Source organism: Pseudoduganella sp. UC29_71 (genome assembly GCF_042693265.1).
Lineage (GTDB): Bacteria > Pseudomonadota > Gammaproteobacteria > Burkholderiales > Burkholderiaceae_D > Rugamonas.
Window position 1 is genome coordinate 6,349,173 of the sequence record NZ_CP170549.1, and the last position, 14,461, is coordinate 6,363,633.

The following is a 14,461-nucleotide window of genomic DNA, read 5'->3' on the forward strand; positions in this document are numbered from 1 at the left end:
TCATGTCCGAGATTTCCACCAAGCCCTACATGCTGCGCGCCATTTACGAATGGTGCACCGACAGCGGCTACACGCCCTACCTAGCCGTGAAAGTCGACGCCGCCACCACGGTGCCGATGGAATACGTCAAGAAGGGCGAGATCGTGCTCAACATCAGCTTCGGCGCCACCTCCGGGCTGAAGATGGACAATGACAGCATCCGCTTCCACGCCCGCTTCGGCGGCGTGTCGCGCGAGATCTACGTGCCGGTCAACAACGTGATGGCCATCTACGCCAACGAAAACGGCCAGGGCATGGCGTTCGAGCCGCAACTGGGTGGCCGCGACGACGCGCCGGCGCCCGCTCCGGCATCGGCCCCCGCCCCGCTGGCGCCGGTGTCCAGCGCGCCGACCCTGGCCCCGGTGCCGACCCCGGCGCCGCAGGCCCGCCCGGCCGACGCGGACGGCGAAGACGGCCCGGACGACGGCGGCGACCCGCCCAAAAAAGGCGGCGGACGCCCCACCCTCACGCGTATCAAATAGCGTATAATCTTCGCGCAACGCCGACTTAGCTCATTTGGTAGAGCAGTTGATTTGTAATCATCAGGTGGCCAGTTCGAAACCGGCAGTCGGCACCAGATACGATGAAAAGCCCAGCCTTTCGGCTGGGCTTTTTGCATTGGCGGCCTGCTTTGCTGTATTTGCGTGTATCGCCGTGTATCCCTGCCGGCGGCGGATACACGGCGACTTCCCCCAGCCTTTTCGCGACACACGGCCGATACACGGCGCCGGTGTAATGGCGCCATGGAATCGATATCCGATCCGGTCAACGCAGAAAAGGACATTCAGATGAAAACCGTATCCACCATGATGGCAGCAGCAGTGATCGCCGGCAGCGCGCTGGTGGCGCAGGCGGCGCAGGCGCAGGCGCCCGCGCAGATGCAGGGCCTGAAGCGCACCGACATCCTGAAAAGCGACTTCAGTGTCCCCGGCCGCGAGGTGCTGCAGGTGCGCGTCGACTTCGCCGAAGGCACGGTCTCGCCCAAGCACTCCCATCCCGGCGAGGAAGTCGCCTTCGTGCTGGAAGGCACGCTGGAGTACCAGGTCGAAGGCCGCGCGCCCGTCACGCTGAAAGTGGGCGACGCCATCTTCATCCCGGCCGGCGCGCTGCACGTGGCGAAGAACGTCGGCACCGGCAACGCGGCCGAACTGGCGACCTACCTGGTGGACAAGGACAAGCCGCTGGCGACCATTGTCAAATAAGCGACGCCGCCGGCCCCGGGAGCTCGGCAATACTTGACTTCCTCGCAGAAAGATGTCATTTTAACATGATAAAAATCACATCTTCACCGAGGGATGGATCATGGGGCGCATTGCAGCAGAATTGAGGAAACCGGCCAGCTGGCAGGACTTTGACCGCCTGAGCCGCAGCCTGATGTCGGCCGTGCACGGCGTGCAGTTTGAACGCTGGGGGCCGGCGGACCACCGCCAGCACGGGGCGGACGCCTGGGCGCGGCTGCCGAACGGCAAGGTGTTGGTGTTGCAGTGCAAGGGCCGCAGCCGCAGTTTCGGCAAGTCGCTCAGCATCGCCAACCTGGACGCGGCGGTGCGCGAGCTCGACACCTTTCCGCATCCCGTGGAAGAACTCATCATCCTGACGACCACGCCGGAAACCGTGGCCCTGCAGGACCGCGCCGAGGAGCTGACCGAGCAGCGCGCGAAAGCCGGGCTGTCGCGCGTGTCGCTGCATGGATGGTACAGCATCGGCGAGCTGATCAGCCGCCATGAGGCCGTGCTGGCCGGCCAGCTGCAGACCCGGCTGGGGCGCCGGGCGCGCTGGCTGTTGCTGCTGGCAATGGCCGCACTGCTGGCCAGCGCCGCGCTGGCGTCCCGCTTCAGCTGAGTTTGATGATCTGCGGCTTGCGCGTCTGGTCGGAACAGTAGACGAAGGCCTGCAGCTGCTTCGACCAGCGGAATTTCGACCAGGCGCCGTTTTCGGCTGCCTGCAACTGCGCTTGCCCGCCCGCGTCCTGGTCCCAGTGCCGCAGCGCCACCTTGCTCCAGGTCCACGGGCTGGTGGCCGGATTGCTGGCCGGCGGCGTCAGCTTCACCACTTCCGGCGGCGCAACCGACTGGTCCAGCCCGAACATGGCGCCCAGCTCGTCTACCCATTCCAGGCCCATGGTGTCGGGCCGGTGGAAGTTCATGCCGCCGCCGTCATAGCCGCCCAGCAGCGCCGGCACCGTGCCCAGCGTGGTGTTGCGCGTGACCTCGCCGGTGGCCAGGTTGCGGATGTAGAGTGCGCGGTAAGAGCCGTTGGCGTAGGCGCCGTTGATATAGCCGCCGTCCACCGCCACCAGCAGGTTCAGCTTGGAGCACAAGGCCAGCACGCCGTTGCCCAGGTTGCCTCCCAGGGCCGGGTATTGGGTGATGTCGCCGGCCTTGCTGACGAACAGCGTGTAGTCGACCGGGCCATTGACCGCGACCCACCAGCCCTGGCGCTGCTCGTCGATCGCCGTGGTTGGGTAGTTGCCTCCGGCGCCGGCGGCCGAGAAGCGGATCTCGGTGGGCGCGGCGTTCTGCGGCTGGCGCGTGGCCAGCTGGCTGTAGCCCAGCTGCTCGCGCGACACATCCAGCAGCTTGATGCGGTTGGGGTAGCGCGAGCCGGCCCAGAAGAAGGACACCAGCGTGCCTTGCGGCCCGCCGCCCCAGGCCTTCGGCATTTCCTGCAAGCCCAGGTAGCTGTGCGGATTGTAAGGCGTGCCGTCCGCCGCGTAGCCGTTGGCGTCGAAACTGTTGGCCGGGTGGCTTTGCAGCGGCAGGTTGGCGGTTTTCCACGTCAGCGAGTTGAAGTCGCAGATCAGCGTGAACTGCTGATTGGTCATGCCCTGCGTCGACTCATGGCCGGCCGAGTAATACACTTGCGCGCCGTAGGGGCCGTAGTCGCGCAGGATGGCGCTGCCGCCCCAGATGGCGAACGGCATGTTCATGATGTAGTTGTCGCGCGGGTAGATCGATGGCGTGACGCTGATCGGCGTATTCGTCATCGGCACGTCGGCGAAATAGCCGGCCGGTGGCACCCATGCCGGCAGTACCGGACGCGGCGCGGGATTGGCCGTCACGCTGACGGTGAAGGTGTTGGATGATGCTTGGCTCATGGTTTTCCTTGACGGGCTTAGCTGACGCGCGGCTCGACGCCCCAGACGGGCGCCCTGTTCCAGCCTGCGGCAAGCTCGTTCCAGTTACTTGCGGTAATCATGCGGTTGTAGGCGGCTTGGGCGCCGGGCACGCCGTGCTGCACGGCATAGGCGATCGCGGGCTGCAGATTGCCCCAATAGCCGGTGGCGTCCGGGAAGTTACCGCCTCGTAAAGGACCGGCGGCGCCCGGGTTGCGCACGCCCTGCGCGGCGAAATACAGCTCGCCCCAGCTGGCGTACCAGGGGCCGGTGCCGCCTTCGAAGTCGGCGCGCTCCACCGGGGCCACCGGCATGTAATACTGGGCCGCGTCGCGGTACAAATACTCGCTGTCCCCGGTGCCGCCCAGGCGGCCGATCACGCTTTGCGCCTTCCACGAGAAGAACGCTTTCAGCTTGCTCAGCGTGGCTGCCGCCAGCGGCGGCTGCAGGTCGATGGCATAGCCGATCGCCGCGGTGAAGAAGTCCTGTTGCCAGGTCGCTTCAGACTGCACGCCGCCGCCCTGCGTATAGTTGGTGTATGGCACCACGAAGCCGAATTGATTGTTCGGCTTGGCAACGTAGGTGGCGTGATAGAACTCCGCGTTGGCCGCCAGCGAGGCCGTGAATTCACCGCGCAGTACCGTATCGTTGTCGGGTGTCACGCACAGCGCCTGTGCCAGCGTGCGCAGCGACCATGCCGCGCCGCGCGTGGTGTTGGAGCCGGAATTGCTCAGGAACAGCCCCGAGGCATAGCTGCGGTGGTTGTCCGGGTTCTTCAGGTAGCCCAGCGTGGCGGAGAATTGCACCTCTTCCATGAAGTAATAGCGTCCCGTCAGCAGATAGGCGGTGTAGCCGATGGCTGGATGGTGCGGCGTATCCCACACCGGTGCGGCGGTGCCGCTGGCGGCGGCCGTGTACTCGCCCTTGGTGGAACCGCCCACGCCGGCCACCGAGCTGCTGCTGTGCGCCACCAGGTTGGGATAGCTGGACAAGCGCAGCGGCCGCTGCGTGGTTTCGTCGCGGAAGTGGATGCCGTAGCGGCCCGCGCCGTAGGCGTTCACCACCACGGCGGCGTAGGCGCGCGTATCGCTGCTGGTCAGGTAGAGCACGTCCCATTCGGGCAGCAGGCCGATCGCACCGTGGTAGCCGGTCTGGCCCATGGCGTTCGAATAGTTGCCCTGCTGCAGTGGCGTGTACGAGGTCACTAGGCCGGCCAGGGCCTCGGCCGTGCTGGGCACCACGCCGCGGTAGTTGGGCACCAGGCGCGACGCTTGCAGATAGGCTTTGTCGTGGCTGGGCGTGATGCGCGGATCGGCGCCCAGCCAGTGGCTGTGCGCCGCGCCTTGCAGCAGCACCGTGCGGCAATGGTGGGGCAGGTCGATGGCGGCGCTGAAGCGCTGCGTGCCGCCCAGGGTAAACGTGTAGGTGGCGCTTTTGTTGGTGGGGCCGGCCACTTTCAGGTAGCCGTTTTCCACCCACGGCAGCACTTCCACCGCGCCGCCGGCGTACAGCCGCACTTCCAGCCATGCCACCAGGTGGGCGTCGCTGCCGATGGGCTTGCGGTAGATCCAGGAACTCATCGTTGGGCCGGCGACCCAGGCCTGGAACGGCGCGTCCCAGTCGGCGCCCGACCAGCTGGCCGCGCCGAAGCCGCCTGCGTCAACGGCGGCGGCGATGTTGGTGGCGCGCAGCGCGGCCGTGGTGAGCGCGGCGCCGGTGCCGGCCGCGCCGCTGGCGTTGAGCGTGCAAACCTGGGCGGTATTGGCCGCCAGGGTGGCGCGGCCGGACAGCACGGCGAACTTGAGCGAGCCGTCCGGCCAGTAATTCTTGGGCGTCACCTGCAGCCCGGCCAGGCTGCTGCCGACGAATTTGCCGGCCGGTACCTGGCCCTGGCGGAAAGCCTGGCCCAGCGTGAATGGCAGGTTGGCGCCGCTGGCTGCCGCCGTCAGCGTGAAGCTGGCAAATGACGCTGCAGGCGCTTGCACCTGGATGGCGAAGGGGTTGGAAGAGGACTGTGCCATGGATGCCGCCTGTCAGATGTCGCTGGCGGTCAGCACGTGGCCGTCCGTGCTGCCCACGGCGCCGATGCCGTCATAGACGAAGGACAGGGTGCGGGCGTTATAGGTCACGCCGGGCGGCAAGGCGATGCTGTTCAGGGCGATGGCCAGCGGGCCGCCGCTGGCGCTTTTCACGTATTTGGAGATGGAAATGGTGCTGGCCACGCCTTGCGTGAACGTCAGCGCCGGCACCACGCTCCACACCGGCGGCGCGCTGGCCGGCACCAGCGCGGACGGCCCGCTGCTGCCTGCTGCGGTGGTCGGCGGCGGGGCGGGATCGGACGACGGCGCCGGCCCGGCCTGGGCGGTGCCAGCGGTAGCGCTACCCCCCTCCGCCGCACGCTTGTAGCGCGAGCGTAGCGGCGCTGGCCGACATCAACTTGATGAATTGCCGGCGCTGCCTGGCGTCGTTGCGGCCGGTGGGGAGTGCTTCGGTGCCAGCGCTTGCCGCGGCTGGGACGGGCGTGCGGATTTGTTTCATTGCCAATTGTCGCCTGAAAAAAAAAAGAAAGCGCCGGACCTTTCCGGCGGGCATTTCCGTTAGTTTCGCACAAAATTAAGGCACGCTTTCAACCGTGCGCCACATTTATTTTGTTCGGCGATGTAACAATTGGCAGAACTATATTCAACATTTCAATTTGGAAATCCCGCCTCGGCGCGGGGATCGCGGGCCAGTAATTTGGCCACCAGCGCTTGCGGCTGGTCGCCGTCGAACAGCACGCCTGCCACCGCATTGGTGATGGGCATGTCCACGCCCAGCCTGGCCGCCAGCTCGCGCACGGCCTTGGCGCAGGGCACGCCCTCGGCCACATGGCCCAGCTCGCCGACAATGGTGTCCAGCGCCTTGCCCTGCGCCAGGCCGAGGCCGACGCGCCGGTTGCGCGACAGGTCGCCGGTGCAGGTGAGGATGAGGTCGCCCATGCCGGTCAGTCCCATAAAGGTTTCCACCTGCCCGCCCAGCGCGCTGCCCAGGCGGGTGATCTCGGCCAGGCCGCGCGTGATGAGGGCGGCGCGCGCGTTCAGGCCCAGGCCCAGGCCGTCGGCCACGCCGGTGGCGATGGCCAGCACGTTCTTGACGGCGCCGCCCACTTCCACGCCCACCAGGTCGGCGCTGCTGTAGACGCGGACGTTACCGCCGTGCATGGCGGCCACCACGCAGTCGCGCAGCGCGGCCGAGCTGGACGCGATGGTCAGCGCGCACGGCAGGCCGTGCGCCACTTCCTGCGCGAACGAGGGGCCGGACAGGGCGCCGCTGGGCACGCTGTCGCCCAGCACTTCGCGCATGATCTGGTGCGGCAGCAGGCCGGTGCCGTATTCAAAGCCCTTGCACAGCCAAACGATATTCGGAATCGGCCGGCCCTTGAGCTGTTCCAGCAGCGGGCGCAGGCCGGCTACCGGGCAGGCCGCGATCAGCAGGTCGCTGCCGTGGGCCAGCGCGGCGTCGAAATCGGCGCCGACCGATAAACCGGGCGGAAAAGGGTGGCCGGGAAGATAATGGAGGTTGTCGCGCGCGGCGGCCATTTCATGCATGGCGGCACTGTTGCGCCCCCACAACAATACATCGTGGCGCTGCGCCAGCGCCATGGCGACCGCCGTGCCCCAGGCGCCCGCGCCGAGCACGCTGATCCGGCGCGCGCCGGCGGCATGTGGATGGTTCTGCATGGCTAGGCTTTCTTAAATGCCCCAGATATCGCTGCTTTTCACGTAGCCGGACTGGCCGTCGCGGTGGCGCACCTTGATCCAGCCGTTGCCGGCCGATTCGGCCAGCTCCAGCAGCACGCCCTTGTCGGCGATGAACACGGTGGCGGCATTGTCGTCGGCGGCGGCGCGCACCTTGGTGTTGGCGGCGCGCACCACCAAGGTGCGCTTGGGGCTCAGGCCCTTGGCTTCGGTCCAGGCCAGGTCGCCGCTGGCGTCGCGCACCTTGACCCATTCGCCGTAGCTCAGCACCACTTCGAGCGGCATGCCGCGCGGCGCCACGAACAGCTTGCCGCCCTTGGTGGACGGCGCGTCGTACAGGATGGCTGGGGCCGCGCCCACCGATTTGAAGTCGAGCGCGTGCCCGGCCGTCGCGGCCAGCAGCAGTGCGGCGCCTGCAATCCATCGGAAGAGTGTCATACCGTGCCTCTGATCAGAATTCGGGAGTGAAAAAACGCAAAGGCCGCTGCCGGCCTTTGGGATGGCGGCGCGCAGCGCGCCCCGCCGATACTGCATCTTAACTGCTCGCGCAGTCAGGCTGCAATTAGTGTGCGGCACCTTCGGTCGGCGCGGCGGCGGCAGCGGCTTGCTGCTCGGCGATGGCGGCCAGGCGCTGCTGGTAGAACACTTCGAAGTTGATCTCGGCCAGGTGCACGGGCGGGAAGCCGGCGCGGGTGATCATGTCGGCGATGTTGGCGCGCAGGTAAGGGTACACGATGTTCGGGCAACCGATGCCCAGCAGCGGGTCCAGCTGGTCGGCCGGGATGTTGCGCGCTTCGAAGATGCCGGCTTGCTTGCCTTCAACCAGGAAAGCCACTTTGTCTTTGATCTTGGCGGTCACGGTAATGGTGACGGTCGATTCGAAGATGCCTTCAGCCAGCGGCTCGGCTGCCACGTCCAGCGCCACTTCGATCGCAGGCGCTTCCTGTTCCAGGAAAATGGCTGGGGAGTTCGGCTGTTCCAGCGACATGTCTTTCAGGTAGACGCGTTGGATTTGGAAGACTGGTTGCAGATTTTCGTCAGACATGGTGCGCTTTCATAGATAGGAAAAGAGCGGCAGGACCGCTCGCTGTTAGGGTACCCGCGCGGCCGTCAACAGGGACGGGCCGCGCAAATGCGCAGCAATTGTAGCAAAACCAATTTGAGGGCGGTCAGCCTTTTAACAAGGGGTCCAGGCCACCGGCTTGATCGAGCGCATACAAATCATCGAAACCGCCGACGTGGGTGTCGCCGATGTAAATCTGCGGCACGGTGCGCCGGCCGGTTTTCTGCATCATCAGCACGCGCTGCTCGGGGTCGAGATCGACGCGGATCTTGTTGATGCCGGTCACGCCTTTGGCTTCCAGCAGGCGCTCGGCGCGCACGCAATAGGGGCAGACGGCGGTGCTGTACAGGGTTACGGGGGCTGTCATGATGATAGTTCCTCAGTCAATTATTTGGCAATTGGCAAGCCTGCGGTCTGCCAGGCGGCCTGGCCGCCCTCGAGGACGACCACGTTGTCGAATCCAGCCCCTTCCAGGATCTTTGCCGCGCCGAAAGCGCGTGCGCCTTTTTGGCAGACCACGACGATGGTGCGGTTCTTGAATTTGTCCAGCTCGCTCACGCGCTGCTTCAGCTCGCCGGCCGGGATATGCTTGGCGTCCGGCAGGTGGCCATCGGCGTATTCCTTGCCGTCGCGCACGTCCAAGATGGTGGTCTTGGCGCGGTTTATCAACTGCACCGCCTCGTTCGGCGAGACTTTTTTGCCGCGCTGGGTGAGTACCGGCCACAGCAGCGCGCCGCCCGACAGGGCGACGATGCCAATAAGAAAAATCTGATCAATAAGGAATTTCACGGTGTTCCAATGGTTATAGGTTATGCGCGCATTATAAAATAGAAGCTGAACAGAGGCTGAAACGCTGCCTCCCGCAGATTTTTTCACACTTTAATAGATAGTCCTATGTACAAAATTGTCTTCATGCGTCACGGCGAGTCCACCTGGAACCTCGAAAACCGCTTCACCGGCTGGACCGATGTCGACCTGACGGAAAAAGGCGTGGCGGAAGCCAAGGCCGCCGGCCAAGTCCTGAAACAGGAAGGCTACACCTTCGATCTGGCGTACACCTCGGTGCTCAAGCGCGCCATCCGCACCCTCTGGCTGACGCTGGACGAGATGGACATGATGTACTTGCCGATCAAGCATGACTGGCGCCTCAACGAGCGCCACTACGGCGCCCTGCAAGGCCTGGACAAGGGCGAAACCGCCGCCAAGTACGGCGACGAGCAAGTGCTGGTATGGCGCCGCAGCTACGACACCCCGCCGCCGCCGCTGGCCGCCGACGACGACCGCACCTCCTTCAACGACCCGCGCTACGCCGGCCTGCCGAAGGACAGCATCCCGCTGACCGAATGCCTGAAGGACACCGTGGCGCGCGTGATGCCGGCCTGGGACGAGGAAATCGCCCCGGCCATCCGCGCCGGCAAGAAAATCATCATCTCGGCTCACGGCAACAGCCTGCGCGCGCTGATCAAGATGCTCGACGGCATCAGCGACAGCGACATCGTCGGCCTCAACATCCCCAACGGCCAGCCGCTGGTGTACGAGCTGGACGCCGACCTGAAGCCGATCCGCCACTACTACCTGGGCGACCCGGCCGCTATTGCCGCTGCGCAAGCCGCGGTAGCCAACCAAGGCAAGGCCAAGTAAGCAGTAGATGTCCTGGTCTTCTTCCACCCGCAGTGCGGGGGCGGCGCTGTCGCTCCTGCTGATGCTGGGAGCGGCGGCGCCTGCGCCGGCCGCCCCCGCCAAGCCCACCGAACGCAGCAAGCAGAAGCTGCAGGCCGAAGCCGAGCGCGCCGGCCTGCAGCAAAAGCTCAACGAGCTCAAGCGCGACATCGGCAAGACCGAGAGCGCCCGCGAAGACGCGGCCGACACCCTGGCCGAGTCCGAGGAAGCGATCTCGAATGCCAACCGCAGCCTGCGCGAGCTTTCTGAGGAGCAATCGCAGACCAACGTCAAGCTGCAAGCGCTGGGCGAGGAGCGCGCGCGCCTGCAGGCCACGGTGGAGCTGCAAAAGCAGCAGCTGGCCAAGCTGCTGCGCGAGCAATACGTGGCGGGCAATGAAGACCGCATCAAGCTGCTGCTGTCCGGGGACAACCCGAACCGCATCAACCGCGACCTGCAGCTGATGGCCTACGTGTCGCAGGCGCAGGCCAAGCTGCTGGAATCGCTGCGCGCCAATCTGCGCGCGGTGGAAGCGAACCAGGCCGAAGCGCAGAACGCGCGCGACGAGCTGGAGGAAATCGCGCAGGAAGAACGCCAGCAGAAAGAATTGCTGGTCAAGGAAAAAGCCAAGCGCGCCGCCGTGCTGGCCGGCCTGTCGCAGCGCCTGGTGGCGCAGCGCAAGGAAGCGGGCAAGCTGGCGCAGGACGAGCAGCGCATGGCCGGCCTGGTGGACAAGCTGGGCAAGCTGATCGAGGAGCAGGCGAAAGCGGCCGCCGCCGAGAAGGCGCGCCTGGAGCGTGTGGCCGCCGCCAAGGCCGCCAAGGCCAGGGCGGACGCCGAAGCGCGCGCGCTGGCGCAGGCCAAGGCGCGCGAACAGGCCAAGGCGCGTGCCGACGCGCTGGCCAAGGCCCGCGCCGAGCAGGCCGAACGCGAGCGCATCGCCAAGGCCGAAGGCAAGCCGAAACCGGCGCCGCTGCCGCTGCCGCCGGCCGCCGTGACGCCGCCGGCCCCGCCGGCCCAGACTGCGCAGGCCGCAGGCGAGGGCGGCAAGCTGGAGCCGATCGAAGTGGACGAATCCCAAGTGGCGGCCGCGAAGGAAGAGCCGCCCGCGCGCAAGGCCGACATCGCGCTGGCCCCGGCCATGCCGGACGGCGCCTTCGCCGCGCTGAAAGGCCAGCTGCGTCCGCCGGTGGCGGGCAAGGTGGCGGCCCGCTTCGGCAGCAAGCGCGGCGACGGCCCCAGCTGGAAAGGCATGTTCATCCGCGCGGCGGAAGGCGCCGACGTGCACACCGTGGCCAGCGGCCGCGTGGTGCACGCGAGCTGGCTGCGCGGCTTCGGCAACCTGATCATCATCGACCACGGCGGGCAGTACTGGAGCTTGTACGCCAACAACCAGTCGCTGCTGCGGCGCGTGGGCGAGGTGGTCAAGGCCGGCGACGTGATTGCGGCGGCCGGAAACACCGGCGGCAACGAAGAATCGGGTTTATACTTTGAACTCAGGCACAAGGGCAAGGAGTTCGATCCGGCCAGCTGGGTCAAATTCTGAAGTCCAACACAGCGGAAGAAGTCATGGGTAACAAGTTCAAGAATTTCGGCCTGATCGGCCTGGGCATGGTGGCCGGCGTGGCTGCCTCCCTGCAGTTTTCCGCTGTAGCACAAAAAGCGCCGGGCAACCCGCTGCCGCTGGAGGAATTGCGCCAGCTGTCCGATGTGTTCGGCCTCATCAAGTCCGACTACGTGGAGAACGTGGACGACAAGAAGCTCGTCACCGAAGCCATTTCCGGCATGGTGGCCTCGCTCGATCCGCACTCGGTCTACCTCGACAAAAAAGCCTTCAAGGAAATGCGCGAATCGATGCTGGGCAAGTTCGTCGGCATCGGCATCGAAGTCGGCATCGAGGACGGCTATGTCAAGGTGGTGTCGCCGATCGAGGATTCGCCCGCCTTCAAGGCCGGCATCAAGGCCGGCGACCTGATCACCCGGCTGGACAATACGCCCATCCGCGGCCTGTCGCTGGACGACGCCATCAAGAAGATGCGCGGCGAGCCGCACTCGAAAATCGTGCTCACGCTGTCGCGCAAGGGCGAGGACAAGCCGCTCATCGTGCCCATCGTGCGCGAAGAGATCCGCGTGCAGAGCGTGAAGGCCAAGATGATAGAACCGGGCTACGCCTGGCTGCGCGTGTCGCAGTTCCAGGAGCCGACGGTGGACGACCTGGCGCGCAAGCTGGGCAACCTGTACGCGCAGAACCCCGGCATCAAGGGCCTGGTGCTGGACCTGCGCAACGACCCGGGCGGCGTGGTGCCGGGTGCCATCGGCGTGTCGGCCGCCTTCCTGCCCAGGGACGCGGTGGTGGTCTCCACCAACGGCCAGCTGGCCGACTCCAAGCAGACTTTCTACGCCCGTCCCGAATACTATTCCGGCCGCGCCAACAGCGACCCGCTGGCCAAGCTGCCGGCCGCGCTGAAGACCGTGCCCATGGTGGTGCTGGTCAATTCCGGCTCCGCGTCCGCTTCGGAAATCGTGGCCGGCGCGCTGCAAGACTACAAGCGCGCCATCGTCATGGGCACGCAGACCTTCGGCAAGGGCTCGGTGCAGACCCTGCGCCAGCTCACCGCCGACACCGCCGTCAAGCTGACCACGGCGCGCTACTACACGCCGCACGGCCGCTCGATCCAGGCGCGCGGCATCGTGCCGGACCTGCTGGTCGATGAAACCGCCGACGGCGACGGCCTGAACAGCCTGCGCGTGCGCGAGGCCGACCTGGTCAAGCACCTGAACAACAAGGACGAAGCCGAGCTGCCGTCCGCGCCGCCGCAGCCGCTGCACGACGAGCTGGAAGAAGAGCAGCGCCTGCTCGCGCTGGCCAAGACGCGCAAGCCGGTGGAGTTCGGCAGCAAGGACGACTTCCAGCTGGCGCAGGCGCTGAACCATTTCAAGGGCCTGCCGGTGCAGCTGTCGAAAACCGAAAAAGCGCGCGACCTGGACCCGGAAGCCGCCAAGCCGGCCAAGCCGGACGCCCCGGTCAAACAGGACGCCCCGGCCAAGCCGCTGAAGAAATAAGGCAATGGACGACAGCCAGCTGCTGCGCTACTCGCGCCACATCCTGCTTGACGAGATCGGCATCGAAGGCCAGCAGCGGCTGCTTGAGGCGCGCGCGCTGGTGATCGGCGCCGGGGGACTCGGCTCGCCGGCCGCCATGTATTTGGCCTCGGGCGGCGTGGGCACGCTCACCCTCGTCGACAACGACACGGTGGACCTGACCAACCTGCAGCGCCAGATCGCGCACAATATGGCGCGCGTGGGCCAGCCCAAGGCCGAGTCGGCGCGCGCCACGCTGGCCGCCATCAACCCCACCATCGCGATCGAAGCGCTGGTGGAGCGCGCGGACGACGCCCGCCTGGCCGAGCTGGTGAGCCGGGCCGACGTGGTGCTCGACTGCACCGACAACTTCGCCACCCGCCACGCCGTCAACCGCGCCTGCGTGGCGCACGGCGTGCCGCTGGTGTCCGGCGCGGTGATCCGCTTCGACGGCCAGGTCAGCGTGTTCGACACGCGCGGCGGCGCGCAGCGCGGCGCGCACCTGCCGTGCTATTCCTGCCTGTTCCCGCAAGACCAGCCCTTCGAGGACGTGGCCTGCTCCACCATGGGCGTGTTCGCGCCGCTGGTGGGCGTGGTCGGCGCCATGCAGGCGGCCGAGGCGCTCAAGCTGCTGATGGGCATAGGCGAGCCGCTGGCCGGCCGCCTGCTGCTGCTGGACGGCTTGCGCATGGAATGGACCAGTATCGCGATCGGCCGCAACGACGCTTGCCCGGTGTGCGCCGCGCAATCGTCCACCGGGCCTGATTAAGCCTTATACTTCCGCACTCTCACCTGAAAAGTGTCCCTGACTATGCAAAACGTAACACTCCCTGCCAAGCGCCGCGCACGCGGCTTCACCCTGATCGAGATCATGGTGGTGGTGGTCATCATGGGCGTGCTGGCGGCGCTGGTTGTGCCCAAGCTGCTGAGCCGCACCGGCGAGTCCAAGATCGCCGCCGCCAAGGTCGACATCGCCACCGTGATGCAGGCGCTGAAATTGTACAAGCTGGACAACCAGCGTTACCCGACCACGGAACAGGGCCTGCAGGCGCTGCTCACCAAGCCGACCACCGGCCCGGCCGCCAATGGCTGGAAGGCGGGCGGCTACCTGGAGAAGATGCCGAAAGACCCGTGGGGCAATCCCTACCAGCTGCTCTCGCCCGGCCTGAAGGGCGAGGTCGACGTGTTCTCGCTGGGCGCCGACGGCCAGCCCGGCGGCACCGGCGACGATGCCGACATCGGCTCCTGGGACAACTAAGCTTCCGCCATGGCGGCCGCCGCGCGACACACCCAACCGCAGCGCGGCTTTACGCTGATCGAGCTGCTGGTGGTGCTGGTTATTGCCGGCATCACGATAGGGCTGGTGTCGCTCAACGCGGCGCCCAGCCGGCGCCAGGCCATGCAGCAGGAGGCGCAGCGCGTGGCGCTGCTGCTGCAGCTGGCGCGCGACGAGGCCATCGTGCGCAACCGCCTGGTGGCCTTCGAGGCCGGGCCGGAAAGCTACCGTTTCCTGGTGCGCAACGAGCAGCGCGTGTGGGAGCCGGTGTCGCAGGACAAGCAGGACGACCTGCTGCGCGAGCGCCCGTTCAAGAACAGTCCCGTGACGCTGCTGCTGGAGCCGGCCTCCACCGTGCCGGGCGACACCTTGCGCATCACCTTCGGCCGCGAGCCGGTCGATAAACCCTTTGTGCTGACCATGGCCAGCGGCGACGTCAGCGTCGCCATCCGCGCCGACGGCATCGGCCACTTCACCGTGGATTGAGATCC

The 14,461-nt window shown here is 66.5% G+C and carries 18 protein-coding genes and 1 tRNA gene; 11 read left to right on the plus strand and 8 right to left on the minus strand.

Features of this window, described 5'->3' with window-relative positions:
* Positions 1-2: 2 nt before the first annotated feature.
* The 4 genes from ACFJI2_RS28400 to ACFJI2_RS28415 all read left to right on the plus strand — a co-directional run bounded on the left by ACFJI2_RS28400 (position 3) and on the right by ACFJI2_RS28415 (position 1,881).
* Positions 3-521, plus strand: a complete 519-nt coding sequence (locus ACFJI2_RS28400; protein WP_377702853.1) for a ClpXP protease specificity-enhancing factor — start codon at positions 3-5, stop codon at positions 519-521.
* Between the two features lie 19 nt (positions 522-540).
* A tRNA-Thr gene (locus ACFJI2_RS28405) sits at positions 541-616 on the plus strand.
* Between the two features lie 211 nt (positions 617-827).
* Positions 828-1,241: a cupin domain-containing protein gene (locus ACFJI2_RS28410; RefSeq protein ID WP_377702854.1), complete on the plus strand. Its 414-nt coding sequence runs from the start codon at positions 828-830 to the stop codon at positions 1,239-1,241.
* A 100-nt stretch (positions 1,242-1,341) separates the two neighbouring features.
* Positions 1,342-1,881 (plus strand): hypothetical protein, encoded by a 540-nt coding sequence (locus ACFJI2_RS28415; protein WP_377702855.1) that lies wholly within the window; start codon positions 1,342-1,344, stop codon positions 1,879-1,881.
* On the opposite strand, the gene ACFJI2_RS28420 is transcribed toward ACFJI2_RS28415, so the two are convergent.
* From ACFJI2_RS28420 to ACFJI2_RS28430, 3 genes are read right to left on the minus strand one after another with little or no spacing between them, the layout of a single operon-like run.
* On the minus strand, positions 1,874-3,136 hold the full coding sequence (locus ACFJI2_RS28420; protein WP_377702856.1) for a hypothetical protein: 1,263 nt from the start codon (positions 3,134-3,136) through the stop codon (positions 1,874-1,876). The genes ACFJI2_RS28415 and ACFJI2_RS28420 overlap by 8 nt on opposite strands.
* Positions 3,137-3,153: 17 nt before the next feature.
* Positions 3,154-5,175 carry a hypothetical protein gene (locus ACFJI2_RS28425; RefSeq protein WP_377702857.1) on the minus strand — a complete coding sequence of 674 codons (2,022 nt, stop codon included), beginning with the start codon at positions 5,173-5,175 and terminating at the stop codon, positions 3,154-3,156.
* Between the two features lie 12 nt (positions 5,176-5,187).
* Positions 5,188-5,376 (minus strand): hypothetical protein, encoded by a 189-nt coding sequence (locus ACFJI2_RS28430; RefSeq protein WP_377702858.1) that lies wholly within the window; start codon positions 5,374-5,376, stop codon positions 5,188-5,190.
* Here ACFJI2_RS28430 and ACFJI2_RS28435 point away from each other — a divergent pair.
* Positions 5,363-5,560, plus strand: a complete 198-nt coding sequence (locus ACFJI2_RS28435) for a hypothetical protein (protein WP_377702859.1) — start codon at positions 5,363-5,365, stop codon at positions 5,558-5,560. The two genes, ACFJI2_RS28430 and ACFJI2_RS28435, sit on opposite strands and share 14 nt — an antisense overlap.
* Before the next feature lie 284 nt (positions 5,561-5,844).
* On the opposite strand, the gene ACFJI2_RS28440 is transcribed toward ACFJI2_RS28435, so the two are convergent.
* From ACFJI2_RS28440 to ACFJI2_RS28460, 5 genes are all read right to left on the minus strand, one after another.
* On the minus strand, positions 5,845-6,873 hold the full coding sequence (locus ACFJI2_RS28440) for an NAD(P)H-dependent glycerol-3-phosphate dehydrogenase (protein WP_377702860.1): 1,029 nt from the start codon (positions 6,871-6,873) through the stop codon (positions 5,845-5,847).
* Between the two features lie 12 nt (positions 6,874-6,885).
* Positions 6,886-7,329, minus strand: coding sequence for an SH3 domain-containing protein (locus tag ACFJI2_RS28445; RefSeq protein WP_377702861.1), 444 nt, complete (start codon positions 7,327-7,329; stop codon positions 6,886-6,888).
* A gap of 124 nt (positions 7,330-7,453) precedes the next feature.
* On the minus strand, positions 7,454-7,936 hold the full coding sequence (secB, locus tag ACFJI2_RS28450; RefSeq protein ID WP_107869848.1) for a protein-export chaperone SecB: 483 nt from the start codon (positions 7,934-7,936) through the stop codon (positions 7,454-7,456).
* Between the two features lie 124 nt (positions 7,937-8,060).
* A complete protein-coding gene (gene grxC, locus ACFJI2_RS28455) occupies positions 8,061-8,321 on the minus strand; it encodes a glutaredoxin 3 (RefSeq protein ID WP_056401242.1) in 261 nt (86 codons plus the stop codon).
* A gap of 20 nt (positions 8,322-8,341) precedes the next feature.
* Positions 8,342-8,743: a rhodanese-like domain-containing protein gene (locus ACFJI2_RS28460; RefSeq protein ID WP_107869849.1), complete on the minus strand. Its 402-nt coding sequence runs from the start codon at positions 8,741-8,743 to the stop codon at positions 8,342-8,344.
* A 105-nt stretch (positions 8,744-8,848) separates the two neighbouring features.
* Here ACFJI2_RS28460 and gpmA point away from each other — a divergent pair, with 105 nt between their 5' ends.
* From gpmA to gspH, 6 genes are read left to right on the plus strand one after another with little or no spacing between them, the layout of a single operon-like run.
* Positions 8,849-9,595 (plus strand): 2,3-diphosphoglycerate-dependent phosphoglycerate mutase, encoded by a 747-nt coding sequence (gene gpmA / locus ACFJI2_RS28465; protein ID WP_377702862.1) that lies wholly within the window; start codon positions 8,849-8,851, stop codon positions 9,593-9,595.
* A 7-nt stretch (positions 9,596-9,602) separates the two neighbouring features.
* Positions 9,603-11,159, plus strand: a complete 1,557-nt coding sequence (locus ACFJI2_RS28470) for a peptidoglycan DD-metalloendopeptidase family protein (RefSeq protein ID WP_377702863.1) — start codon at positions 9,603-9,605, stop codon at positions 11,157-11,159.
* 23 nt (positions 11,160-11,182) lie between these two features.
* Positions 11,183-12,676 carry a S41 family peptidase gene (locus ACFJI2_RS28475; RefSeq protein WP_377702864.1) on the plus strand — a complete coding sequence of 498 codons (1,494 nt, stop codon included), beginning with the start codon at positions 11,183-11,185 and terminating at the stop codon, positions 12,674-12,676.
* A 4-nt stretch (positions 12,677-12,680) separates the two neighbouring features.
* Positions 12,681-13,463, plus strand: a complete 783-nt coding sequence (locus ACFJI2_RS28480) for a HesA/MoeB/ThiF family protein (protein ID WP_377702865.1) — start codon at positions 12,681-12,683, stop codon at positions 13,461-13,463.
* A 42-nt stretch (positions 13,464-13,505) separates the two neighbouring features.
* Entirely contained in the window at positions 13,506-13,952 is a 447-nt protein-coding gene (gene gspG / locus ACFJI2_RS28485) for a type II secretion system major pseudopilin GspG (protein WP_377702866.1), read from the plus strand.
* 9 nt (positions 13,953-13,961) lie between these two features.
* On the plus strand, positions 13,962-14,456 hold the full coding sequence (gspH, locus tag ACFJI2_RS28490; protein WP_377702867.1) for a type II secretion system minor pseudopilin GspH: 495 nt from the start codon (positions 13,962-13,964) through the stop codon (positions 14,454-14,456).
* The last annotated feature ends 5 nt before the right edge of the window (positions 14,457-14,461 follow it).

What these genes read in the sequence shown, in the direction of transcription:
- secB (WP_107869848.1), bottom strand. Translation starts at nt 7,936, where the DNA reads ATGTCTGACGAAAATCTGCAACCAGTCTTCCAAATCCAACGCGTCTAC.
- grxC (WP_056401242.1), bottom strand. Translation starts at nt 8,321, where the DNA reads ATGACAGCCCCCGTAACCCTGTACAGCACCGCCGTCTGCCCCTATTGC.
- ACFJI2_RS28425 (WP_377702857.1), bottom strand. Translation starts at nt 5,175, where the DNA reads ATGGCACAGTCCTCTTCCAACCCCTTCGCCATCCAGGTGCAAGCGCCT.
- ACFJI2_RS28445 (WP_377702861.1), bottom strand. Translation starts at nt 7,329, where the DNA reads ATGACACTCTTCCGATGGATTGCAGGCGCCGCACTGCTGCTGGCCGCG.
- gspH (WP_377702867.1), top strand. Translation starts at nt 13,962, where the DNA reads ATGGCGGCCGCCGCGCGACACACCCAACCGCAGCGCGGCTTTACGCTG.
- ACFJI2_RS28435 (WP_377702859.1), top strand. Translation starts at nt 5,363, where the DNA reads ATGGTGCTGGCCACGCCTTGCGTGAACGTCAGCGCCGGCACCACGCTC.
- ACFJI2_RS28475 (WP_377702864.1), top strand. Translation starts at nt 11,183, where the DNA reads ATGGGTAACAAGTTCAAGAATTTCGGCCTGATCGGCCTGGGCATGGTG.
- ACFJI2_RS28420 (WP_377702856.1), bottom strand. Translation starts at nt 3,136, where the DNA reads ATGAGCCAAGCATCATCCAACACCTTCACCGTCAGCGTGACGGCCAAT.
- ACFJI2_RS28440 (WP_377702860.1), bottom strand. Translation starts at nt 6,873, where the DNA reads ATGCAGAACCATCCACATGCCGCCGGCGCGCGCCGGATCAGCGTGCTC.
- ACFJI2_RS28410 (WP_377702854.1), top strand. Translation starts at nt 828, where the DNA reads ATGAAAACCGTATCCACCATGATGGCAGCAGCAGTGATCGCCGGCAGC.
- gspG (WP_377702866.1), top strand. Translation starts at nt 13,506, where the DNA reads ATGCAAAACGTAACACTCCCTGCCAAGCGCCGCGCACGCGGCTTCACC.
- ACFJI2_RS28470 (WP_377702863.1), top strand. Translation starts at nt 9,603, where the DNA reads ATGTCCTGGTCTTCTTCCACCCGCAGTGCGGGGGCGGCGCTGTCGCTC.
- ACFJI2_RS28400 (WP_377702853.1), top strand. Translation starts at nt 3, where the DNA reads ATGTCCGAGATTTCCACCAAGCCCTACATGCTGCGCGCCATTTACGAA.
- ACFJI2_RS28415 (WP_377702855.1), top strand. Translation starts at nt 1,342, where the DNA reads ATGGGGCGCATTGCAGCAGAATTGAGGAAACCGGCCAGCTGGCAGGAC.
- gpmA (WP_377702862.1), top strand. Translation starts at nt 8,849, where the DNA reads ATGTACAAAATTGTCTTCATGCGTCACGGCGAGTCCACCTGGAACCTC.
- ACFJI2_RS28480 (WP_377702865.1), top strand. Translation starts at nt 12,681, where the DNA reads ATGGACGACAGCCAGCTGCTGCGCTACTCGCGCCACATCCTGCTTGAC.